Source organism: Enterobacter sp. 18A13 (assembly GCF_007035975.1).
Lineage (GTDB): Bacteria > Pseudomonadota > Gammaproteobacteria > Enterobacterales > Enterobacteriaceae > Enterobacter > Enterobacter vonholyi.
This window is the reverse complement of sequence record NZ_AP019634.1, coordinates 1,278,916-1,299,600: the sequence shown is the minus strand read 5'-3', so window position 1 is coordinate 1,299,600 and position 20,685 is coordinate 1,278,916. Positions and strand designations below refer to the sequence as shown.

Annotated in this window: 23 protein-coding genes and 1 pseudogene; 14 read left to right on the top strand and 10 right to left on the bottom strand. The window is 52.4% G+C overall.

Annotated features, from left to right (window positions below):
- Nucleotides 1-146 precede the first annotated feature (146 nt).
- Together FOY93_RS06310 and lipA are read left to right on the top strand one after the other, a co-directional pair.
- Complete coding sequence (locus FOY93_RS06310; RefSeq protein ID WP_115874489.1) at nucleotides 147-1,100, top strand: YbeF family transcriptional regulator; 954 nt, start codon at nucleotides 147-149, stop codon at nucleotides 1,098-1,100.
- Nucleotides 1,101-1,307: 207 nt separating this feature from the next.
- Nucleotides 1,308-2,273 (top strand): lipoyl synthase, encoded by a 966-nt coding sequence (gene lipA / locus FOY93_RS06305; protein ID WP_028019480.1) that lies wholly within the window; start codon nucleotides 1,308-1,310, stop codon nucleotides 2,271-2,273.
- Between the two features lie 81 nt (nucleotides 2,274-2,354).
- Here the strand turns inward: lipA and tatE are convergent, their stop codons facing one another.
- The gene (gene tatE, locus FOY93_RS06300) at nucleotides 2,355-2,558 is read right to left on the bottom strand and encodes a twin-arginine translocase subunit TatE (RefSeq protein ID WP_023310742.1); all 204 of its coding nucleotides are present in this window, start codon (nucleotides 2,556-2,558) and stop codon (nucleotides 2,355-2,357) included.
- Nucleotides 2,559-2,683: 125 nt separating this feature from the next.
- Nucleotides 2,684-3,472 carry a deaminated glutathione amidase gene (locus FOY93_RS06295; protein ID WP_133293988.1) on the bottom strand — a complete coding sequence of 263 codons (789 nt, stop codon included), beginning with the start codon at nucleotides 3,470-3,472 and terminating at the stop codon, nucleotides 2,684-2,686.
- A 67-nt stretch (nucleotides 3,473-3,539) separates the two neighbouring features.
- Between FOY93_RS06295 and crcB the strand changes: the two genes are divergently transcribed.
- On the top strand, nucleotides 3,540-3,923 hold the full coding sequence (gene crcB / locus FOY93_RS06290) for a fluoride efflux transporter CrcB (protein ID WP_008501029.1): 384 nt from the start codon (nucleotides 3,540-3,542) through the stop codon (nucleotides 3,921-3,923).
- Between the two features lie 219 nt (nucleotides 3,924-4,142).
- Here crcB and cspE read toward each other — a convergent pair whose 3' ends face one another.
- On the bottom strand, nucleotides 4,143-4,352 hold the full coding sequence (gene cspE / locus FOY93_RS06285; RefSeq protein ID WP_002439184.1) for a transcription antiterminator/RNA stability regulator CspE: 210 nt from the start codon (nucleotides 4,350-4,352) through the stop codon (nucleotides 4,143-4,145).
- Nucleotides 4,353-4,542: 190 nt separating this feature from the next.
- A complete protein-coding gene (pagP, locus tag FOY93_RS06280) occupies nucleotides 4,543-5,160 on the bottom strand; it encodes a lipid IV(A) palmitoyltransferase PagP (RefSeq protein ID WP_232057379.1) in 618 nt (205 codons plus the stop codon).
- A 393-nt stretch (nucleotides 5,161-5,553) separates the two neighbouring features.
- Here pagP and dcuC point away from each other — a divergent pair, with 393 nt between their 5' ends.
- Both dcuC and rna read left to right on the top strand, forming a co-directional pair.
- Nucleotides 5,554-6,921 (top strand): anaerobic C4-dicarboxylate transporter DcuC, encoded by a 1,368-nt coding sequence (dcuC, locus tag FOY93_RS06275; RefSeq protein WP_111964403.1) that lies wholly within the window; start codon nucleotides 5,554-5,556, stop codon nucleotides 6,919-6,921.
- Between the two features lie 130 nt (nucleotides 6,922-7,051).
- On the top strand, nucleotides 7,052-7,825 hold the full coding sequence (rna, locus tag FOY93_RS06270) for a ribonuclease I (RefSeq protein WP_411813723.1): 774 nt from the start codon (nucleotides 7,052-7,054) through the stop codon (nucleotides 7,823-7,825).
- Here the strand turns inward: rna and FOY93_RS06265 are convergent.
- Nucleotides 7,819-8,436: a flavin reductase family protein gene (locus tag FOY93_RS06265; RefSeq protein WP_133293986.1), complete on the bottom strand. Its 618-nt coding sequence runs from the start codon at nucleotides 8,434-8,436 to the stop codon at nucleotides 7,819-7,821. The two genes, rna and FOY93_RS06265, sit on opposite strands and share 7 nt — an antisense overlap.
- Nucleotides 8,437-8,681: 245 nt before the next feature.
- On the opposite strand from FOY93_RS06265, the gene rnk reads away from it, so the two are divergent.
- Both rnk and yldA read left to right on the top strand, forming a co-directional pair.
- Nucleotides 8,682-9,092 (top strand): nucleoside diphosphate kinase regulator, encoded by a 411-nt coding sequence (gene rnk, locus FOY93_RS06260; protein WP_143344826.1) that lies wholly within the window; start codon nucleotides 8,682-8,684, stop codon nucleotides 9,090-9,092.
- A gap of 139 nt (nucleotides 9,093-9,231) precedes the next feature.
- Entirely contained in the window at nucleotides 9,232-9,321 is a 90-nt protein-coding gene (gene yldA, locus FOY93_RS23945; protein ID WP_271367125.1) for a small membrane protein YldA, read from the top strand.
- Between the two features lie 8 nt (nucleotides 9,322-9,329).
- Here the strand turns inward: yldA and FOY93_RS06255 are convergent.
- Nucleotides 9,330-10,569 (bottom strand): annotated as a pseudogene (locus FOY93_RS06255) (zinc-dependent alcohol dehydrogenase).
- Between the two features lie 180 nt (nucleotides 10,570-10,749).
- Here FOY93_RS06255 and uspG point away from each other — a divergent pair.
- Nucleotides 10,750-11,178, top strand: coding sequence for a universal stress protein UspG (gene uspG, locus FOY93_RS06250; RefSeq protein WP_023310731.1), 429 nt, complete (start codon nucleotides 10,750-10,752; stop codon nucleotides 11,176-11,178).
- 60 nt (nucleotides 11,179-11,238) lie between these two features.
- Here uspG and ahpF read toward each other — a convergent pair whose 3' ends face one another.
- Together ahpF and ahpC are read right to left on the bottom strand one after the other, a co-directional pair.
- Nucleotides 11,239-12,804, bottom strand: coding sequence for an alkyl hydroperoxide reductase subunit F (gene ahpF, locus FOY93_RS06245; RefSeq protein ID WP_143344825.1), 1,566 nt, complete (start codon nucleotides 12,802-12,804; stop codon nucleotides 11,239-11,241).
- 126 nt (nucleotides 12,805-12,930) lie between these two features.
- Entirely contained in the window at nucleotides 12,931-13,494 is a 564-nt protein-coding gene (gene ahpC / locus FOY93_RS06240) for an alkyl hydroperoxide reductase subunit C (protein ID WP_014882974.1), read from the bottom strand.
- 622 nt (nucleotides 13,495-14,116) lie between these two features.
- Here ahpC and citR point away from each other — a divergent pair.
- The 3 genes from citR to FOY93_RS06225 all read left to right on the top strand — a co-directional run bounded on the left by citR (nucleotide 14,117) and on the right by FOY93_RS06225 (nucleotide 17,023).
- Nucleotides 14,117-15,016 (top strand): DNA-binding transcriptional repressor CitR, encoded by a 900-nt coding sequence (citR, locus tag FOY93_RS06235; RefSeq protein WP_143344824.1) that lies wholly within the window; start codon nucleotides 14,117-14,119, stop codon nucleotides 15,014-15,016.
- Between the two features lie 172 nt (nucleotides 15,017-15,188).
- Nucleotides 15,189-16,412, top strand: coding sequence for a phosphoadenosine phosphosulfate reductase (locus tag FOY93_RS06230; RefSeq protein WP_143344823.1), 1,224 nt, complete (start codon nucleotides 15,189-15,191; stop codon nucleotides 16,410-16,412).
- Nucleotides 16,397-17,023 (top strand): IbrB-like domain-containing protein, encoded by a 627-nt coding sequence (locus FOY93_RS06225; RefSeq protein ID WP_133293982.1) that lies wholly within the window; start codon nucleotides 16,397-16,399, stop codon nucleotides 17,021-17,023. The genes FOY93_RS06230 and FOY93_RS06225 overlap by 16 nt, the downstream gene beginning before the upstream one ends.
- Here FOY93_RS06225 and FOY93_RS06220 read toward each other — a convergent pair whose 3' ends face one another.
- Nucleotides 17,024-18,184 carry a pyridoxal phosphate-dependent aminotransferase gene (locus FOY93_RS06220; RefSeq protein ID WP_136195342.1) on the bottom strand — a complete coding sequence of 387 codons (1,161 nt, stop codon included), beginning with the start codon at nucleotides 18,182-18,184 and terminating at the stop codon, nucleotides 17,024-17,026.
- A 122-nt stretch (nucleotides 18,185-18,306) separates the two neighbouring features.
- Between FOY93_RS06220 and FOY93_RS06215 the strand changes: the two genes are divergently transcribed.
- From FOY93_RS06215 to FOY93_RS06205, 3 genes are read left to right on the top strand one after another with little or no spacing between them, the layout of a single operon-like run.
- Nucleotides 18,307-18,921 (top strand): methylthioribulose 1-phosphate dehydratase, encoded by a 615-nt coding sequence (locus FOY93_RS06215; RefSeq protein WP_133293980.1) that lies wholly within the window; start codon nucleotides 18,307-18,309, stop codon nucleotides 18,919-18,921.
- Nucleotides 18,918-19,607, top strand: coding sequence for an acireductone synthase (gene mtnC, locus FOY93_RS06210; protein WP_127730004.1), 690 nt, complete (start codon nucleotides 18,918-18,920; stop codon nucleotides 19,605-19,607). Before FOY93_RS06215 ends, mtnC begins: the two co-directional genes overlap by 4 nt.
- Nucleotides 19,604-20,146 (top strand): 1,2-dihydroxy-3-keto-5-methylthiopentene dioxygenase, encoded by a 543-nt coding sequence (locus tag FOY93_RS06205; protein ID WP_023293046.1) that lies wholly within the window; start codon nucleotides 19,604-19,606, stop codon nucleotides 20,144-20,146. Before mtnC ends, FOY93_RS06205 begins: the two co-directional genes overlap by 4 nt.
- 53 nt (nucleotides 20,147-20,199) lie before the next feature.
- On the opposite strand, the gene FOY93_RS06200 is transcribed toward FOY93_RS06205, so the two are convergent.
- Nucleotides 20,200-20,670, bottom strand: coding sequence for an SRPBCC family protein (locus FOY93_RS06200; RefSeq protein ID WP_143344822.1), 471 nt, complete (start codon nucleotides 20,668-20,670; stop codon nucleotides 20,200-20,202).
- Nucleotides 20,671-20,685: the final 15 nt, after the last annotated feature.

Genomic DNA, 20,685 nt, shown 5'->3' with positions numbered 1-20,685 from the left:
CACGGCATAAGTAACGTGAGCAATTATCACACAAGTGTTTGCTTTTGATAAACAAGTGAAACAAAACCAACACTTTACGAATCTCTACAAGCATAATAAATAAATTCAACTATCATTCATATTGTGAATGTATACGGAGTGAAAGCGTGGAGTATAATAATTTACCAGCCAAACGACTGAATGAACCTGGTGGCGAAGACAAGCCGCAAATTTTTCGGACTTTACGTAATATTGATCTCAATTTATTGACTATTTTTGAGGCAGTATATGTCCATAAGGGTATCGTTAACGCTGCGAAAATTCTTAATCTCACGCCTTCAGCAATAAGCCAGTCAATCCAAAAGCTGCGCGCTATATTTCCTGACCCGTTATTTATCCGTAAGGGCCAGGGGGTAACGCCGACGGCTTACGCCACGCATCTGCATGAGTATATCAGCCAGGGTCTGGAGTCGATTCTGGGCGCACTGGATTTAACCGGGAGCTATGATAAGCAAAGAACCATCACCATCGGCTGTTCCCCTTCTGTGGGTGTACTGGTCATGCCTGCGATCTTTCAGGCCGTGAAAGAGCATGCTCCGCAGCTCCTGCTTCGCAATGTGCCTCTCAATGAACCTGACATTCAACTTGCCCAGTTCCAGACGGACCTGATTATAGAAAGCGGCAGCTTCAGTGCCAGAGCGCTCGGTCAAAATGTGCTCTATGCAGATAATCTGGTGCTGGTTTGCCGCCAGCAGCATCCTGCTCTTAGCGAGCCGTTGACCATCGAAAACCTTCGCAACTACGACCATTCGTCTTTCATGACCGAAGGGCAGTCTAACCATGCACTTCGTCAGCGCATTGATGAAATTTTCCCTGAACGACAGATCAGCTTCAGCAGCTACAATATGTTTACCACCGCATCCCTGATCGGTAGCAGCGACATGCTGTGCGTTATGCCATCACGCCTGTACAGTCTGCTACGAAAATGCTGGCCGCTGGAAAGCATTCCGCTCAGCCAGCTTAATGCGGAATCTATCGAGATTTCACTTCATTATAACAAGCTGAGTTTGCGCGATCCGGTCCTGGAAAACGTCATCCGCATTATCCGTCAGGCCTTCTGACAGGTTTAGCCAGCACAAGTCCCTGCAACCCGCAGGGCAAAAGGCACAAAACAACAACTATTTTACAAATTGGCGATCTGGCAGGCTGCTTTAACGACCGTTTCAATGATATACTGCCTGTCGTTCGTTCAAAAATAGTTGATAAATACAACATTCCCTTGAAATGAAACGCTTTCCTTCGATATTCGCAACTGGAACACGCACGCTATGAGTAAACCCATTGTGATGGAACGCGGTGTTAAATACCGCGATGCCGATAAAATGGCCCTTATCCCGGTTAAAAACGTGGCTACAGAGCGCGAGGCGCTGTTAAGAAAACCGGAATGGATGAAAATCAAACTTCCGGCCGACTCTTCGCGTATCCAGGGGATCAAAGCGGCGATGCGCAAGAATGGCCTTCACTCCGTTTGTGAAGAAGCCTCTTGCCCGAACCTTGCTGAATGTTTCAATCACGGTACCGCGACGTTTATGATTCTGGGTGCTATCTGTACCCGCCGCTGCCCGTTCTGCGATGTTGCTCATGGCCGTCCAGTCGCGCCTGATGCTAACGAACCCCAGAAACTGGCGCAGACCATCGCCGACATGGCGCTGCGTTATGTGGTTATCACGTCGGTTGACCGTGACGACCTGCGTGACGGTGGTGCTCAGCACTTCGCCGACTGTATTACGGCCATTCGCGAGAAAAGTCCAAACATCAAAATCGAGACGCTGGTGCCTGACTTCCGTGGCCGTATGGACCGCGCGCTGGATATCCTCACCGCTACGCCGCCAGATGTGTTTAACCACAATCTGGAGAACGTGCCGCGTATCTACCGTCAGGTACGCCCGGGTGCTGACTATAACTGGTCTCTGAAACTGCTGGAGCGTTTCAAAGAAGCGCATCCACATATTCCGACTAAGTCTGGTCTGATGGTGGGTCTGGGTGAAACTAACGACGAAATCATCGAGGTGATGCGCGATCTTCGCCGCCACGGTGTGACCATGTTGACCCTGGGACAGTATCTCCAGCCAAGCCGTCACCACCTGCCGGTACAGCGCTACGTGAGCCCGGACGAGTTCGATGAAATGAAAGCCGAAGCGATGGCGATGGGCTTCACCCACGCAGCATGCGGCCCATTTGTTCGCTCTTCATACCATGCCGATATGCAGGCTAAAGGCGAAGAAGTGAAATAATGCTGTAATATTCATTTACAGTAATACGAAAAAACCGGCCACATGAGCCGGTTTTTTTTCGCAAGCCCTTGGGCGATGCTGTCACTCTTTGTGAGAAAGCTTATCTGCCGGGACGTCATCCTCGGCGCTTTTCTTCGCCGCTGCATCATCATCGTTCATCGCTTTCTTAAAGCCTTTGATGGCAGCCCCCAGGTCACCACCCAGCGTGCGTAACTTCTTGGTACCAAACAGCAGGACGACCAGTGCGGCAACCACCAGCAGTTTGGTAATACTAATCTCACCCATAGATACCTTCTTTACTTATAACAGGCTGCATTCAGCGCCAAAACCTGATTGTATTAACGGTCATTTAGCGCGTGCACACAATAGCAATCTGTAACAAGGTGAATCAAGCATTGTTGAAAAAAACATCACAATAATTGCGGTGGCGCAAACCGACGATTAAGAAGAACGGGTAATTGCTGACGCGCAAGCGCAATTCTCTCTGGTTTTATCTCCGCAACCAGCAGGTCCGGGGCTTCAGCGGCGGCGGCTATCGTCACCCCCAGCGGATCAACCACCCTGCTTTGCCCGATGTTTTTCGTGCCACATTCTCCTGCGGCAACGACATAGCAGGTGGTATCCAGCGCGCGTGCCGCAAGCAACGTTGCCCAGTGGTGCTCTTTTAACGGCCCTTTGACCCACGCGGCAGGCAGCACCAGCATGTCCGCACCCTGCAGCGCCAGATGCAGCGCCAGCTCGGGAAAACGCAGGTCATAGCAGGTCATCAGCCCGATCCTGAATCCGTCAATCTCCAGCAGCGGTGGGATATTGTCTCCGGGGTCAACGAGCCTCGACTCCTGGATGCTGAACGCGTCATAGAGATGAAGCTTGGCGTAATGTGCGACTATGGCCCCGTCACGAATCGCCACCAGCGTATTCACTGCACGGCCCTGCGTGGAGGGAACATGGATCGTTAAGATTGTCGTCATCGTATTGCCCGCGCTCTGGGCGAGCAAATGTTGTAAAAATTCGCCGTCCAGCGGCTGCGCGGACTTCACGGATAAATCCGGGTCATTATCATCCCTGGCCAGCAGCGCCTCGGGGAGAACCAGCAGCGACGCCCCTTTCTGCCCGGCCTGCTTCATCAGGTTGACGCACGTGAGCGCATTTTTATGCCACTCAGGCGTGACCACAAACTGCCCTACCGCAACATACATATTTGTCCCCTTATCATAAACGGCGTTAAACTCGCTTCTCTTACACATCAAATAGCAGGTATTTAGCGTGTTACAACTACTTTTAGCCGTTTTTATTGGTGGGGGAACGGGTAGCGTTGCGCGGTGGTTTCTGAGTATGCGGTTTAATCCCCTGCATCAGGCGATTCCCATGGGGACGCTTGCCGCTAACCTGATTGGTGCTTTTATCATTGGCATGGGGCTGGCCTGGTTTAACCGAATGACGCATATCGACCCAATGTGGAAGGTATTGATTACCACCGGATTTTGCGGCGGTTTGACCACCTTCTCAACCTTTTCTGCGGAGACAGTTTTTCTCTTTCAGGAAGGCCGTATCGGCTGGGCGCTGATGAATATGGCGATCAATATGCTCGGCTCTTTTGCGATGACTGGGATCGCATTTTGGCTATTTTCTTCCGCAAGCGCGCATTAACAGCCGAACCGTTAATGTTGGCTTAATTTTTCTCTGTCACTCTGAATGCAGTACTGAACGAGGGTGACAGAATGAAACAGAGTCTGATGAGCGCAGGAATGGTGTTATTGAGCGTGCTGATCGTTGCCAGCTTCCTGAAAATGTATCTGCTTGGCTGATTCAACACGAAAAAAACCCGCTCGTTGAGCGGGTTTTGAAATTCTTGCTGACGCGTCTGAATTACAGAGCGATTACGTTAGCAGCAGAAGGGCCTTTGGCACCGTTAGTGATTTCGAACTCTACACGCTGACCTTCAGCCAGAGTTTTGAAACCATTAGACTGGATTGCAGAGAAGTGTACGAACACGTCTTTGCTGCCATCTTCAGGAGTAATGAAACCGAATCCTTTGGACTCATTAAACCACTTAACGTTACCTTTAATCTTAGACATCAAAATTACCTTTACATTAAAAAACGACACAAATGCTGTGTCGGTTATCAGTACATCAATTGTGAGACCTTTTGTCCAGCGGTTCTTTGATAAAAAGTGACTAAAGTCGCGTTAATTTTCACTGACAGATTTTTATCGCTTATGAATCAACGTCTGCACGTTTTTTCACCAGCATGTAACGTTTTGTCAGTTAAAACTGAAAACGCATCCAGGCGAAGTAAACGTTACCGTTGTTGTACGTACCCGGAATGTAGGTCATCTGGAACGTTGCGGGGCCATAGCCAATAGAGGCCAAAGGCAGCAGCACTGGGATCGGGATGTAGTTCCAGTTGTCACGTGCAGTGACCCCGGCGGTATAGCCCAAACCGACGTGGAAGTTTTCGTCCGCTAGCGGGCGCCAGGTTTTCTCCCAACCATAACCCCCAATAGGCTCCCATTTATTAAACGAGTCTTTGAAGGCCATCAGATAGATGCCATGCCAGTTTCCCTTTTCATCCCAGCGCGACTGACCAAAACCCGCACCCCATGGACGCTCGTTGTATTTATCGGTTTTCTCTTTGTCATAAGCAAACCGCGCATGCCACGTTATTGCCGGAACATAGAGATCATAATGTTCAGGTGCAGTCCATGTCTGGGAAACATTATCCGTAAAGGTTGAGAACCAGCCTTTATCCGCCTCTTTGCCTTCTGCCTGTGCAACAGAAGAAAACGTTAACTGCCCCAAAATAAACAACAAAATAGAGAAAAATGTATTACGTACGATCACAATGCAATTACCATTCTTAGTATTCGAAGCAAAGTTTACCATAAGGTAGTTGAATCAAGTCTTAACGACATCGGCGTTATTCCTAATTATTCGGCCTCTTTCCGGGAATATTCTTAAAGAAAGCATGCAGCACGCTCAAATAAACCCATTCGGAGTGTGGGCTTATACTTTAACCTTCTTAATCAGTGACATGCAAAACCACACAAAGCATTAACAATTTGTTATCATTATTGGGACATGTTGCGCTATTTCTGACGGTCAAGGGCCTCATGACATAAATGTATGAACCATGGCAAAAACACGGTTGTTCTGTTCTCTAGTCGTCTGTTTATTGATTTTAATCAGCAAGAACAGGCCAATTATTCGGCACATTTTCATCCTTCTTTTTTTTATTGATTTTTTGTGCTTCATTGCAGCAGAGATACAGGGGAAATCATGCTTACGCTATTCGAACTCCTTATTGGAGTCGTCGTCATTGTCGGCGTCGCACGCTACATCATTAAAGGCTACTCGGCCACGGGCGTATTATTTGTCGGCGGTTTAACGCTGCTGATTATCAGCGCAATAATGGGGCACCAGGTGTTACCTGCCAGCGCGACCAGCACCGGTTACAGCGCTACAGATATTGTTGAATACATTAAAATATTGCTCATGAGCCGCGGCGGCGATCTGGGCATGATGATCATGATGCTGTGTGGTTTTGCGGCCTATATGACCCACATCGGCGCTAACGATATGGTCGTTAAGCTAGCCTCCAAACCTCTGCAATACATCAATTCGCCATATCTGCTGATGGTCGCGGCCTATTTCCTCGCCTGCCTGATGTCGCTGGCCGTTTCGTCGGCTACCGGACTTGGCGTACTGCTGATGGCCACGCTGTTCCCGGTTATGGTGAACGTGGGCATTAGCCGTGGCGCGGCCGCGGCAATTTGTGCGTCTCCGGCAGCCATTATTCTCTCCCCAACATCCGGCGACGTTGTGCTGGCGGCAAAGGCGGCGGAGATGTCACTCATCGACTTCGCCTTTAAAACCACGTTACCGATCTCAATCGTTGCCATAGTGGGCATGGGGATCGCGCATTTCTTCTGGCAACGCTATCTCGACAAGAAAGAAAACATCAGCCATGAAATGATGGATGTGAGTGAAATCACCACCACCGCTCCCGCGCTCTATGCCATTCTGCCGTTCACTCCGATCGTCGGAGTGCTGATTTTTGACGGCAAATGGGGTCCACAGCTGCACATCATCACCATTCTGGTTATCTGTATGCTGCTGGCCGCCGCGCTGGAGTTTGTGCGCGGTTTTAACACGCAAAAAGTCTTCTCGGGTCTGGAAGTAGCGTATCGCGGTATGGCGGATGCCTTTGCTGGCGTGGTGATGCTGCTGGTTGCAGCGGGCGTTTTTGCCCAGGGTCTGAGCACAATCGGCTTTATCCAGAGCCTGATCTCTATCGCCACCTCGTTCGGCTCGGCCAGTATTATCCTGATGCTGGTTCTGGTGGTGCTAACCATGCTGGCGGCGATGACCACCGGTTCCGGTAATGCCCCTTTCTACGCTTTCGTTGAGATGATCCCGAAACTGGCTCACTCCTCCGGCATTAATCCGGCCTATCTCTCCATTCCCATGCTGCAGGCGTCAAACCTGGGCCGTACCATTTCGCCGGTGTCGGGCGTGGTCGTTGCCGTTGCCGGAATGGCGAAAATCTCGCCATTTGAAGTCGTCAAGCGCACCTCAGTACCCGTTTTGGTTGGTCTGATTATCGTGATTATCGCCACGGAAGTGCTGGTTCCCGGCGCGGCCTAAGCTAAATTACTGATATCCAAAAAGCGCCTGCGGGCGCTTTTTGTGCTTTAATAACTTCCAGAAATTAATCGTGCTCATTCGATCAGGAAATCATATGTTCAGGAAGGATATCGTCGTCCCGTCTGGCGCAATGGCGCTTGCTCTCTGTATCTTCTCCGCACAGGCGGAACCGCTGAAGGCAACACAGTACGGCGATTTCGATCGCTATGTGTTGGCTCTGTCCTGGCAAACCGGGTTTTGCCAGAGCATGGTCGAACGCAACCGCAATGAACCTGACGAATGTCGCCTGCAAAAAGAGCGTGATAATAAAGCCGATTTTCTGACCGTTCACGGACTATGGCCCGGCCTGCCAAAATCCATCGCCGCACGCGGGGTGGATGAGCGTCGATGGATGCGTTTTGGCTGCGCCACGCGCCCCATTCCAAACATGCCGGAAGTGAAGGCCAGCCGCAAATGCGATGCCGCCGAAACCGGGCTGTCGCTTTCCGCTGCCGCAAAGCTCAACGACGTGATGCCGGGTGCAGGCGGTAATTCCTGCCTGGAACGCTACGAATACGCCAAACATGGCGTCTGCTTTGGTTTCGATCCGGATGCCTATTTCGGCACGATGGTGCGGATGAATCAGGAAGTTAAAAACAGCGCGGTTGGTAAATTCCTCGCAGATAATTACGGGAAAACTGTCAATCGCAGCGACTTTGACATTGCCGTTGCCAAAAGCTGGGGCAAAGAAAACATCAAAGCGATCAAGCTGACCTGCAACGGCAATCCGGCGTATCTGACCGAGATGCAGGTTTCGCTTAAGGCGGACACCATTAACAACCCGCTTTCTGCGGCGTCATTTGCCCCGCAGCCACATCCGGGTAACTGCGGAAAACAGTTCGTGATTGATAAAGCCGGCTACTGAGCCGCGCCCGGGCGCACCATATCAAACCGGTTTTCATCACTGATGCCATAATACGCCGTCGGCCCACCCGCACGCAGGATGGGCTGCGCTTTCGCCGTCTGGTAAATCCCCTCTTCCAGCAGCGTTTCGGCAATATGGATACCGACCACCTCCCCCAGCACCAGCCAGGTATCGACCGGTGTGCCGTCGGCACCGGTAAGCTGAATGCACTGCGACAGGCGGCACTCAAAGTTCACCGGGCTTTCCGCGACGCGGGGCGCGTTAACCAGCTGGCTCGTCGCCGGCGTGAGTCCGGCAAAGCTAAATTCATCCCGATCGTGAGGAAGCATGGCAGAGGTTTGGTTCATGGCTTCGGCAAGATCGCGGGTTGCGAGGTTCCAGACAAACTCTTTTGTTTCGTTAATATTACGCACGCTGTCCTTCCAGCCGTTGCTGGAAAAACCGATGATCGGCGGGCGATAGTTAAAGCAGTTAAAGAAGCTGTACGGTGCGAGGTTGAGCTGACCTGCCTTATCGCAGGAGGAGATCCAGCCAATCGGACGTGGACCAATAATGGCGTTTAGCGGGTCATGCGGCAGGCCGTGCCCCTGGGACGGTTGATAGAAGTACATAGTGCTCTCTCGTTGGTGGGCAACGCCCGGATACAGGACACTCAGCGTAACGTATTCCGCCGGGAATGAAGACTGAATAAATTTCAGCGAAAATTCATATGGGCCATGAATGTGACCTTCATCACTTCAAACTTGCGCGCTCAGCCAGTATCATCGGGAGAGTTAAACCCTCGCTGCCAGACGGCGAGGGTTTTCTTTTGGATCAGTTTCTGCGTTAGACGCAGCATTAACGACATGGAGTAAAAATGTTCAGACCTACCATTATCATCAATGAGCTCGACGCAGAACGTATCGACAGGCTGCTGGAAAAAGCGGAGTTCGCCTCGCTCCCCGTGGCCGACGCCCTTAATGAGGAGCTCGACCGGGCACAGATGTGCACGCCTGAGACGATGCCGCATGACGTGGTCACTATGAACAGCCAGGTGAAATTCCGCAACCTGACCACCGGTGAAGAGCTGACCCGTACGCTGGTTTATCCGGCTCAGATGACCGACAGCAGCACACAGCTTTCTGTTCTGGCCCCTGTGGGTGCCGCACTGCTGGGGCTGCGTACGGGGGATACGATCCACTGGGAATTGCCGGGCGGCGCCTCTGCCCATCTGGAAGTACTGGCGTTGCTCTACCAGCCAGAAGCTGCGGGCGATTACCTGCGTTAAACACTTCTGAACAAGCGCCCACCCGCTTTGCACAGAGGATGCAGCCGCATCCTCTTTCCGTAAATTCACCCCATTTTCTTATATCGCGCAAAAGACCCTTAACCCAGGCTTAATCTGTTTTGGTGCCGCGGGGACGGTCATGAGTGAGATACTGGCTATCACACTTATTTTTCTCATTATTGTGGCGATTATCGTCGCGGCCGTGCTTTATCTTGAACGCCACAGTTAAGCGAGAACTCATGCAACCCCACCCGGGAAAGCATTTACCAGGCCCTTAACTTTCTGCTCTGCGGCCTCGGGCGTTTCCGCACCAGGGACCAGAATCACCTTCCGGCACTCTTCCTCCCGTTTTTCGAATACCTTATAGGCGCGTTCCGCATCCGCAAGGGGAAGATAATGGGTCACGATCTCTTCCGGGGTAAGCAGCCCTTTTTCGATCAGCGGTAACAGTTCACCCAGCCAGGCATGGACGTGCGTCTGGCCCATCTTAAACGTCAGCCCCTTATCGAAGGCATCGCCAAACAGGAAGCCATGAATAAACCCAGCGTACACGCCGGGTACGCTGACCACCCCACCGCGCCGTACGGCAGCAATGCACTGACGCAACGCTTTGCCGCTACTGCCTTCAATTTTAAGATTGCTGAGGATCGTTTCAGTGGTGCTACCTTTCGCTTCAAACCCGACTGCATCAATCACGGCGTCAACGCCGCGATGGCCCGCGGTCTGTTCGATGATTTTTTCCGCCGCGTCGTTATCATCATCAAAGTTGATAGGGATTGCGCCGTAACGCGCCTCTGCAAATCGCAACCGGTACGGATGATGATCGATAACAAAGATCTGCTCAGCCCCCAGCAGTCGCGCGCAGGCAATGGTCAGTAGCCCCACCGGCCCAGCACCGAAAACCGCTACGCTTGAGCCTTTTTCAATCTGCGCATTTTTTGCCGCCTGCCAGGCCGTGGGCAAAATATCGGAAAGGAATAACGCTTTATCATCGGAAAGAAGCTGCGGGACCTTAAACGGCCCGACGTTGCCTTTTGGCACGCGGACATATTCCGCCTGCCCCCCCCGGCACGCCGCCGTAGAGATGGCTATAGCCAAACAGCGCGGCCGGTGCGGGAATTTGCTTTTTGTTCAGCGCGGCACCCTGCCCGGCATTGGTATTCTCACAGGCCGCGTATTGCTGCAGACGACAGAAGAAACAGTCTCCGCAGGCGATGACAAAGGGGATCACCACGCGATCGCCTTTTTGCAAATTCTTCACCTCTGCGCCGCACTCGACGATTTCCCCCATAAACTCATGGCCAAAAATGTCGCCGTGCTGCACCTTCGGGATCTTTCCGCGATAAAGATGCAAATCGGAGCCGCATATAGCCGTGGCCGTAACGCGCAGAATGATATCGTCAGGCTGTTCGATGATGGGATCGGGGACATTCTCGACGCGAACATGGTGCGGACCGTGATACGTAAGTGCTTTCATGCGACCTCCGAAAGGCTTCAGGTAAGTGTATAAGGGTAGCTACCCCTGAAGGTCTGCCCTGGAATACGGGGCTTTTGAGATTTATCCTGGTGAGATAAGAAAACTGACGGAGCGCTTACAGAAACCATTAATATTTTATGGTTGAATGAGTACAGCATTTATAAACTAGGAGAAACGGGTATGTATCAGAGAATTATTATGCCGGTTGATGTTTTTGAGATGGAGCTAAGCGACAAGGCCGTTCGCCATGCGGAGTTCCTGGCGCAGCAGGACGGTGTTATCCATCTTTTACACGTACTGCCAGGCTCCGCCAGCCTGAGCCTGCACCGCTTTGCCGCCGACGTGCGTCGCTTCGAAGAGCATCTGCAGCATGAAGCGGAAACGCGCCTGCAAACCATGGTCAGCCACTTCAGCATCGACCCTTCACGAATCAAAACGCACGTCAGATTCGGCAGCGTACGCGATGCGGTAAACGAACTGGCGAACGAACTGAAGGCAGACGTGGTGGTCATCGGTTCGCGTAACCCGTCAATAACCACGCATCTGCTGGGCTCTAACGCCTCCAGCGTCATCCGCCACACCCATATACCGGTGATGGTCGTCAGATAAAAAAAGAGGCCACCTTTCGGTGGCCTCTCGCTATTGCAGGTGTAGCCTTACTTTCTTTTCTTATGCGGTTTTGGTGCGAATCAGATAGTCAAATGAACTCAGAGACGCCTTCGCCCCTTCGCCCGTGGCGATAATGATCTGTTTGTACGGCACGGTGGTGCAGTCGCCCGCCGCAAACACGCCTTTCACGCTGGTTTCACACTTCGCATCAATGATGATTTCACCCATGCGGTTGCGCTCAATCGCGCCTTCCAGCCAGGTGGTGTTTGGCAGCAGACCAATCTGCACAAAGATCCCTGACAGCTGAACGCTATGCACGTCGCCGCTCACGCGGTCGCGATATTCCAGACCGGTCACTTTGCTGCCGTCGCCCTTCACTTCCGTCGTCTGCGCGTTCAGTACGATGTCGACGTTTTTCAGGCTGCGAACTTTATCCTGCAGAACCTGGTCGGCCTTCATCTCTGGAGCGAACTCCAGAAGGGTAACGTGCTCAACAATCCCCGCCAGGTCGATAGCCGCTTCCACGCCGGAGTTACCGCCGCCGATCACCGCCACGCGTTTACCTTTAAACAGCGGGCCGTCGCAGTGCGGACAGTAGGTCACGCCTTTGGTGCGGTACTGATCTTCGCCCGGGACGTTCATGTTGCGCCATTTCGCACCGGTGGCAATGATAATGCTGCGCGCTTTCAGCACCGCGCCGGACGCGGTTTCAATCTGGTGTAAACCACCCTCTACTGCGGCCGGAACCAGCTTGCTGGCGCTCTGGCTGTCGATCACGTCCACGTCATAGTCGCTGACGTGCGCCTTCAGCGCACCCGCCAGCTTCTGGCCTTCGGTCTTCGGCACGGAGATGTAGTTTTCGATGTCCACGGTATCGAGCACCTGGCCACCAAAGCGTTCGCCCATCAGGCCGGTACGAATACCTTTACGCGCGGAGTACACCGCTGCCGCCGCGCCGGCAGGGCCAGAACCGACGATCAGCACGTCGTAGGCATCGCGTTTGTTCAGCGCTTCCGCCGCACGTTTTTCAGCACCGGTATCCACTTTAGCAACGATTTCGGTCAGCGTCATGCGCCCCTGGCCGAACTCTTTGCCGTTCATGTAGACCGCCGGAACGCCCATCACGTTGCGATCGGTGATTTCATTCTGGAAGGTACCGCCGTCAATTGCCGTGTGCTTGATGCGCGAATTCAGGACCGACATCAGGTTCAGCGCCTGCACCACGTCCGGGCAGTTGTGGCAGGAGAGCGAGTAATAGGTTTCAAACTCAAAATCGCCGTCGATATCGCGGATCTGCTCCAGCAGCGCCTGCGCTTCTTTTGACGGATGACCACCGGTCCACAGCAGCGCCAGCACCAGTGAAGTAAATTCGTGGCCCAGCGGCGAGCCTGCAAAGCGCGGTCCCTGGTCGGAGCCTGGGTTGGTAATCAGGAAAGAGGGCTTACGGACCGGCAGCGCGTTGTCTTCTTTGAAGGTCACTTTCGGCGACAGCTCGGCGATCTCCGCCAGCAGTTCCTTGATCTCTGCCGATTTGGCGCTGTCGTCAAGCGTAGCAATCAGCTCAACGGGTTTGGTCAGTTTCTCAAGGTAGGCCTTGAGCTGGGTTTTCATGTTTGTGTCGAGCATTGTTCTTCCCTCTCTTAAGACGTCATCATGCAAGCTGCCTTATACGGGCGGCCTGAATGCAACTTGCATCATGGTGCTGGAATGAAATGGGCGCGGTGCGCCCATTGATTACTGAATGGGCAAAACTTAGATTTTACCAACCAGATCTAAGGATGGAGCCAGCGTTGCTTCGCCTTCTTTCCATTTTGCCGGGCACACTTCGCCTGGGTGAGAAGCCACGTACTGAGCGGCTTTCACTTTACGCAGCAGGTCAGAAGCATCACGGCCGATACCTTCAGCGGTAACTTCGATAGCCTGGATAATGCCCTGCGGATCAACAACGAAGGTGGCGCGGTCAGCCAGGCCTTCATCTTCACGCATGTTGTCGAAGTTACGGGTCAGGGCGCCAGTCGGGTCGCCAATCATCGCGTATTTGATTTTCGCGATGGTTTCAGAGCTGCTGTGCCATGCTTTGTGGGTGAAGTGGGTATCGGTAGAGACAGAGTAAACGTCTACGCCCAGCTTCTGCAGTTCTTCGTAATGGTCTGCCACGTCGCCCAGTTCAGTCGGGCAAACGAAGGTAAAGTCAGCCGGATAGAAGAAGAAGACGCTCCAGCGGCCTTCGGTATCTTTCTCGGTAACTTCGATGAACTCACCGTTTTTGAACGCCTGGTTTTTGAAAGGTTTAATTTTGGTATTAATCAAAGACATCTGTACTTCCTCCGTGTTTTCGTTGAGATGTAATGTAACCAACTTTATTCATCGGGGCTAATGCGTATGCTTTATCAAATCAATCAGCCAAACCTTACAACGTCGACAAGACAACAAGGTGAACCTTTTACAGGAAAGCCTGAAAGTAAAAAGGCCGCCTCAACGGGCGGCCCTGATACCTGAATTCCCCGCAGGTACATTCAGTGCCAGCCGAAACTGGCGTTGCGTTGCGCTCTACAACCCTTTATATCAAGGCGGTAACAGCCGTTTGATTACACCATCCGCGCAGGGATTGAGCAATCCATAAGAGAGGCATTCCTGCCTATGGCTGTGATAGGCTATGTCGAACATCATTGCGGAGCGTTATAAATTTATTTTTATTATAAAACCATCACAATATATAAGTGACAATTGTCATTTAATACGTTTACTCCCTACTCGAGGATAAAATTATCCTAATCGCCTTCGAAGCGCTATTTCAATAATCTGGCACCGTGATATATTAAGATGATTTTAATTTAAAACTACGAAAGTTAACCGAACGGATTGTTAATGGTTAGCTTCAAACTATTGTTATCAGTTATATGATAACCAAAGCAAACGCAGCATCTCAGGACGGAACATGGCAAACCTCTATGATCTTAAAAAATTCGATCTTAATCTGTTAGTCATTTTTGAGTGTATTTACCAACACCTTAGTATCAGTAAAGCCGCCGAGACGCTGTATATCACGCCCTCTGCCGTGAGCCAGTCACTGCAACGCCTGAGAGGACAACTTAACGATCCTCTGTTTATCCGTTCCGGAAAAGGGATCACGCCCACGACCGTCGGCGTCAATTTGCATCATCATCTGGAACAGAACCTGAACCAGCTAGAGCAGACTATCAATATCATGCACAGCAGCGGGTTGAAGAAGAATTTTGTCATTTATTGCCCGCATTTTATGAGTACGAAAGCAACCCTTGATCCTATAAAACTGCTCATGAACAACCATAACTATTCGATTGAATTACATGATGTTTTTCTTTCTCCTGATTCAGCGGAAGATCTCCTGGCCTACAGAAGGGCGGACTTGATATTCTCGTATTCCTCTTCTAACAGTCATTCTGTCGCCTGTAGCCTCTACCATAAACTTCCTTTCGTTCTCGTTTGTCGGGAGGGTCACCCCCGTCTCGGTGAAAATCCTACACGTGAAGAAATTCTGAATGAAAACTTCACCGCCTGCCTGAACGGTGAGAACAGCTTCAAAGGCTATCAGAACAAGGTCGATAACCTGTTATTCGAAAGAAATATCGTCTATCGTAGCGACTCTTTTATATCCCTTCTGTCGATGATCGGTTCATCCGATCTCTTAGGTTTAGTACCCACGTCGGCCTTCGAACAATATGGGCCAGCCCTCAACCTGCGCAAAGTGGAAACAGACATTCATTTCCCCAGCATTGATATTTACATGATGTATAATCGTTCTGCACTCAATAGCTCGGCATTCGCCAGTTTTATTGAAGAAATATCATTACCGTGAGATATTGATGGGGTTTTCGCACCAAATGGGAAACATACTGTTAAAACATACACCACCGTTATAGAACTACGAAACATAACCGTCATATATTCAATTAATTATTGATTAATATAACCCTCTCTTTAGTATTGAAGCTACAGTCTGGTATTTATTCCTCAGGATGAGAATAAGCATGTCAATTTATAAATACCCTTTAAACCAGGATGTTCTTACTGCTGCTCGGGAGCGAATAAAATGGACTCTCGAAAATTTTCCCAGAACCTGTGTTTCTTTTTCAGGTGGAAAAGACTCCACCGTCATGCTGCATCTGGTTGCCCAACAGGCGCGACAGATGAAAGTCAAAATAGATGTGCTCTTTATTGACTGGGAGGCGCAGTTTTCCCATACCATTAACCATGTGCAACATATGCGTGAATTGTACAGCGATGTCATTAACCATTTCTGGTGGGTCGCGCTTCCCCTGACAACGCAAAATTCACTGTCGCAATTCCAGCCGGAATGGCAATGCTGGGAACCCGGTACCCAATGGGTCCGCCAGCCTCCTGACGATGCGATAACCGATCCCGCTTATTTTCCTTTCTACCAGCCTGGCATGACGTTTGAAACCTTTGTCCGCAGTTTCTGCGACTGGTTCTCTCTCAATCGCCCGGCGGCGGTACTGATTGGCATCCGCGCCGATGAGTCTTACAACCGTTTCCTGGCTATCGCATCGGCGCGTAAGCAGCGGTTTGCCGACGATAAGCCCTGGACTACCGTCGCACCAGGAGGACATGCCTGGTATATCTATCCTCTCTACGACTGGAAAACCGCCGATATATGGACCTGGTTCGCCAAATCAGGTTGTTGCTATAACCCACTTTATGACCTGATGTTTCAGGCTGGCGTGCCGCTACGCTACATGCGTATTTGTGAACCCTTTGGCCCGGAACAGCGCCAGGGACTATGGCTCTACCACGTTGTTGAGCCCGATCGCTGGGCGGCCATGTGCGAGCGCGTGAGCGGTGCACGCAGCGGAGGAATGTACGCCGGACACGATAATCATTTTTATGGTCACCGAAAAATTTTGAAACCCGAACACCTCTGCTGGCGCGAATATGCCATGTTGCTCCTCGAAAGCATGCCGCAAAATACGGCTGAGCATTACCGCAATAAAATCGCCATTTATCTGCACTGGTATCAGAAGAGAGGCATGGAGGATATTCCCGATACTCAGGACGGTGATATCGGAGCCAAAGACATTCCCTCATGGCGCCGTATTTGCAAAGTTCTCCTGAATAACGACTACTGGTGCAGGGCGCTATCGTTCAGCCCGAACAAACCCAAACATTATCAGCGCTACAGCGACAGAGTGAAGGCTAAACGCAAGGAGTGGGGCATATTATGCGACAAAGACTAATCACCGAGATGGAAACGTACCTTCAGTCACTTTCAGAAGAGGACCGCATTAACGCAATAAATGCTTTTCGTGAGGCGATCCATAAACACAGTCCGTTTCGCGAGCAACCGATAGACTGCGTCCTCTGGATAAGACAGGACGCTATTACCGCTAACGATTACAACCCCAATAACGTTGCTCCACCAGAAAAACGGCTGCTCAGTAAGTCGCTGGAACTCGATGGATTCACCCAACCTATCGTTGTGACAGAAAGTGAACCGCAACACTACGAAATTGTGGATGGTTTTCATCGCCATGAAATCGGTAAAAATCGGGCGGCGTTGAAGCATCAGCTCAAGGGGTATCTCCCCGTCACCTTCCTGCGCCAGGACCGACAGGATAAACATGACCGTATGGCTGCCACTATTCGTCACAACCGGGCGCGGGGTCGACACCAGATTAACGCCATGTCGGAGATCGTTCGCGAGCTGGTGCAGCTTGGCTGGAATGACGAGAGAATAAGCAAGGAGCTGGGAATGGACGGCGATGAAGTCTTGCGCCTCAAGCAAATCAACGGTCTGCTGGAGCTGTTTGCAGACCGCCGTTACTCAGAAGCCTGGACGGTGAAATAATCAGAGCGTGTTAAGACGCTCTGCCGCCGCCAGCAGCGTCGATTCCTGCTTCGCAAAGCAAAGACGGATCAGCTTATGCGGGAAGGGATCGGCGCAGAACACCGACAGCGGAATGGCGGCCACGCCCACCTCTTTCGTCAGCCACTGGCAGAAACTCACGTCGTCCAGATCGGAAATCGCGCTGTAATCGGCGAGCAGGAAATAGGTCCCTTCTGAGGGCAAAATTTCCAGACGGCTTTTGCTTAATGCCGTCACAAACAGATCCCGACGTTCACGATAGAAGTGCGGCAGCTCGCGGTAATGCGCGGGCTCAGCGCGCAGCATATCCGCCAGCGCCAGCTGAGCCGGCGTGTTCACGGCAAACGTCAGGTACTGATGCACTTTGCGCAGCTCAGCGCTGATGGCCGCCGGGGCCACGCAGTACCCTACCTTCCAGCCGGTCATATGGTAGGTCTTACCAAACGAAGAGACGGCGATAGCACGCTCGCGAAGCTGCGGATGGGCCAGCACGCTGGCATGCCCTTCCTCAGCAAAGCAGATGTGCTCGTAGACTTCATCGCTCAGGACGTAAATTTCCCGTTCGGCGATAGCCTGCCACAGCGCGGCAAAATCGGCTTTTTGCCACACCGTCGCCGACGGATTGTGCGGGGTATTCAGGATCACCAGGCGGGTTTTGTCGCTCAGCAGCGCAGCAAACGCCTGCCAGTCAGGGCGAAAATGCGGCGGCTGGAGCGCCACGCGCTTCACCACGCCGCCGGAGAGTTCAACCGCAGGCGCATAGCTGTCGTAGCTCGGATCAAAGCAGATGACTTCATCGCCCGTACGCACCAGCGCGGTGATGGCCGCATACAGCGCTTCGGTCGCCCCTGCCGTCACCGTAATGTCGCTGTTCGCATCGGGCTTATGGCCATACAGTTCCGCCGTTTTATCCGCAATGGCTTCCCGCAGCGCCTGCACACCCGTCATCGGCGCATACTGATTCGCCCCCTGCGCCACGTGGTACGCCAGGCGCTCCTGCAGATAGGGCGGGCCGTCGAAATCCGGAAAGCCCTGAGAAAGGTTAATGGCGTTGTGCTGCTGCGCCAGAGCGCTCATCTGCGTAAAGATGGTGGTACCGAGATTGGGAAGTTTACTCTGCGGAATCAATGCGTTATTGCTCATTGTGTTGTGCCTGCTTGTAATACTTATGTTGCTGCCACTATAACACGATGTTAGTCTTTGGCAATCAAGACGCTTAGACGTCTAAACCATATGAATATTCCTGGCCGCGAGGGTAAAAGGAAATGACAGACAACCTGCAACTTACACATCTTGTCGACGCCTGCCGCTGGATTGGCGCCAAAGGCTGGGCGCCCGCCACCGGCGGCAATATGTCGGTGCGTCAGGACGAACATCTGTGCTGGCTCAGCGAATCCGGAAAGGACAAAGGCAGCCTCACCACCGATGACTTCCTGCAGGTCGAGATTGCCACCAATCGCGCCCCGTCCGGTCGTAAACCGTCGGCGGAGACCGGGCTGCACACCCTTATCTATCGTCTGTTTCCTGAAGCCAACGCCGTCCTTCACGTTCACACGGTTAACGCCACGGTGCTGTCCCGTCTGGTCAAAGAAGCCGAGCTCAACATCAGCGGCTTTGAGATGCAAAAATCCCTCACCGGGCAGACCACGCATATGGACACGGTGGCTATCCCGATCTTTGATAACGACCAGGATATCGACGCCCTCGCCTCCCGAATCGCCCATTACGCAGAGGAACGCCCGCTTAATTATGGTTTTCTTCTGCGCGGTCATGGCTTAACCTGCTGGGGACGCGACGTGGCCGAGGCCCGCCGTCATCTGGAAGGGCTAGAATTCTTATTTGAATGCGAAATGCGTTTACGACAACTGGAGAGAATATGATTCGCGCGATTGTGACGGATATTGAAGGGACCACCAGCGATATTCGTTTTGTCCATGACGTTTTGTTCCCCTACGCGCGTGAGCGGCTGGCGGCCTTCGTGACCGCGCAGCAGTACGCCGAGCCGGTCAAATCCATTCTGGACAACCTGCGTGATGAAATCGATAACCCGCACGCCAGCGTCGGCGAACTTATCGACGCTCTGTTTGCCTTTATGGACGAAGACCGCAAATCGACCGCGCTCAAAGCCCTGCAGGGGATCATCTGGCACGACGGCTACGTTAACGGCGACTTTACCGGACACCTCTACCCCGACGTGCTGCCTGCGCTGGAAAAGTGGAAAGCGCAAGGGATTGATCTCTATGTTTATTCCTCTGGCTCCGTCGCCGCGCAGAAACTGTTATTTGGCTACAGCGACGAAGGTGATATTACTCATCTGTTCAGCGGCTATTTCGATACCCACATCGGCGCCAAGCGCGAGGTGCAGTCTTATCAGAACATCGCGGCGCAAACGGGCATTGCCCCGTCGCAGATCCTGTTCCTGTCCGATATTCATCAGGAGCTGGATGCGGCTGAACAGGCAGGTTTTCGTACCCTGCAGCTGATTCGCGGTGATGATGACGGCGCAAGCCACCACCATCAGGTCCACCAGTTTGACGAGATTAACCCGGAGCAGATCCCTTCATGAGCGCATTGACCATTTATTCCGACAAAGACGCCAGTCAACACCAGTGGCACAGTACCGACGCCGCCGAGATTGCCCAACAGCTCAACGCCAAAGGCGTGCGGTTTGAACGCTGGGCTGCGGATCGCGATTTAGGACACGATCCCGCGCCTGAAGCCGTGATCGAGGCGTATCAACATGCGATCGACAAACTGGTGGCAGAGAAGGGTTACCAGAGCTGGGACGTGATCAGCCTGCGCGCCGACAATCCGCAGAAAGATGCGCTACGCGCGAAGTTCCTGAACGAACACACCCACGGCGAAGATGAGGTACGCTTTTTCGTGGAAGGCGCGGGGCTGTTCTGCCTGCACATTGGCGATGAGGTGTATCAGGTGCTGTGCGAGAAAAACGACCTGATCTCCGTCCCCGCGGGCACGCCGCACTGGTTTGATATGGGCTCAGAGCCGAACTTTACCGCCATTCGTATTTTCGATAACCCGGAAGGCTGGGTGGCCCAGTTTACCGGTGATGCGATTGCGGATGCGTATCCACGCCTGGCATGATCTTTTCTCCCTCTCCCTGTGGGAGAGGGTAAGGGTGAGGGCATCCGAGCGCGTTACACCTTCAATCCCTTCACATATCCCACCAGCTGATCCAGCACAATCCCCCATCCTTCGTGGAAGCCCATCTGATCATGCTGCTCGCGGATCTCCTTCGTCGGATGACGCGCAATCGCCGTATAGCGGGTTTTCCCCTCCCCGACATCTTCCAGCAATAAAATCGCCGTCATAAACGGCTTCTCGGCCGGTTTCCAGCCTTCGGTATAGCCGTCGGTAAAGACCAGCTTTTTACCGGGATCGATTTCCAGGAAGACGCCCCGGTTATCCATCCGCTGACCGTCCACCTCAAACACGGTGTTGAACCGCCCGCCCACGCGCAGGTCGAGATCGCATTCGGTCACCTTATGGGGAGCAGGAATGAAGAAGTTTTTGATGTGTTCCGGCGTAGTCCAGCAGAGCCAAAGCAGGTCGCGCGGTGCATCCACCACGCGCTCCAGTTTTAAGTCAGTTTCAGGATCGAGCGTCACGATGTTGTCCTCTTA

What these genes read in the sequence shown, in the direction of transcription:
- tatE (WP_023310742.1), bottom strand. Translation starts at nt 2,558, where the DNA reads ATGGGTGAGATTAGTATTACCAAACTGCTGGTGGTTGCCGCACTGGTC.
- lipA (WP_028019480.1), top strand. Translation starts at nt 1,308, where the DNA reads ATGAGTAAACCCATTGTGATGGAACGCGGTGTTAAATACCGCGATGCC.
- FOY93_RS06205 (WP_023293046.1), top strand. Translation starts at nt 19,604, where the DNA reads ATGAGCGCATTGACCATTTATTCCGACAAAGACGCCAGTCAACACCAG.
- citR (WP_143344824.1), top strand. Translation starts at nt 14,117, where the DNA reads ATGGCAAACCTCTATGATCTTAAAAAATTCGATCTTAATCTGTTAGTC.
- rnk (WP_143344826.1), top strand. Translation starts at nt 8,682, where the DNA reads ATGTTCAGACCTACCATTATCATCAATGAGCTCGACGCAGAACGTATC.
- cspE (WP_002439184.1), bottom strand. Translation starts at nt 4,352, where the DNA reads ATGTCTAAGATTAAAGGTAACGTTAAGTGGTTTAATGAGTCCAAAGGA.
- yldA (WP_271367125.1), top strand. Translation starts at nt 9,232, where the DNA reads ATGAGTGAGATACTGGCTATCACACTTATTTTTCTCATTATTGTGGCG.
- pagP (WP_232057379.1), bottom strand. Translation starts at nt 5,160, where the DNA reads ATGGTAAACTTTGCTTCGAATACTAAGAATGGTAATTGCATTGTGATC.
- FOY93_RS06225 (WP_133293982.1), top strand. Translation starts at nt 16,397, where the DNA reads ATGCGACAAAGACTAATCACCGAGATGGAAACGTACCTTCAGTCACTT.
- FOY93_RS06215 (WP_133293980.1), top strand. Translation starts at nt 18,307, where the DNA reads ATGACAGACAACCTGCAACTTACACATCTTGTCGACGCCTGCCGCTGG.
- FOY93_RS06220 (WP_136195342.1), bottom strand. Translation starts at nt 18,184, where the DNA reads ATGAGCAATAACGCATTGATTCCGCAGAGTAAACTTCCCAATCTCGGT.
- dcuC (WP_111964403.1), top strand. Translation starts at nt 5,554, where the DNA reads ATGCTTACGCTATTCGAACTCCTTATTGGAGTCGTCGTCATTGTCGGC.
- uspG (WP_023310731.1), top strand. Translation starts at nt 10,750, where the DNA reads ATGTATCAGAGAATTATTATGCCGGTTGATGTTTTTGAGATGGAGCTA.
- FOY93_RS06265 (WP_133293986.1), bottom strand. Translation starts at nt 8,436, where the DNA reads ATGTACTTCTATCAACCGTCCCAGGGGCACGGCCTGCCGCATGACCCG.
- FOY93_RS06295 (WP_133293988.1), bottom strand. Translation starts at nt 3,472, where the DNA reads ATGTATGTTGCGGTAGGGCAGTTTGTGGTCACGCCTGAGTGGCATAAA.
- rna (WP_411813723.1), top strand. Translation starts at nt 7,052, where the DNA reads ATGGCGCTTGCTCTCTGTATCTTCTCCGCACAGGCGGAACCGCTGAAG.
- FOY93_RS06230 (WP_143344823.1), top strand. Translation starts at nt 15,189, where the DNA reads ATGTCAATTTATAAATACCCTTTAAACCAGGATGTTCTTACTGCTGCT.
- ahpF (WP_143344825.1), bottom strand. Translation starts at nt 12,804, where the DNA reads ATGCTCGACACAAACATGAAAACCCAGCTCAAGGCCTACCTTGAGAAA.
- ahpC (WP_014882974.1), bottom strand. Translation starts at nt 13,494, where the DNA reads ATGTCTTTGATTAATACCAAAATTAAACCTTTCAAAAACCAGGCGTTC.
- mtnC (WP_127730004.1), top strand. Translation starts at nt 18,918, where the DNA reads ATGATTCGCGCGATTGTGACGGATATTGAAGGGACCACCAGCGATATT.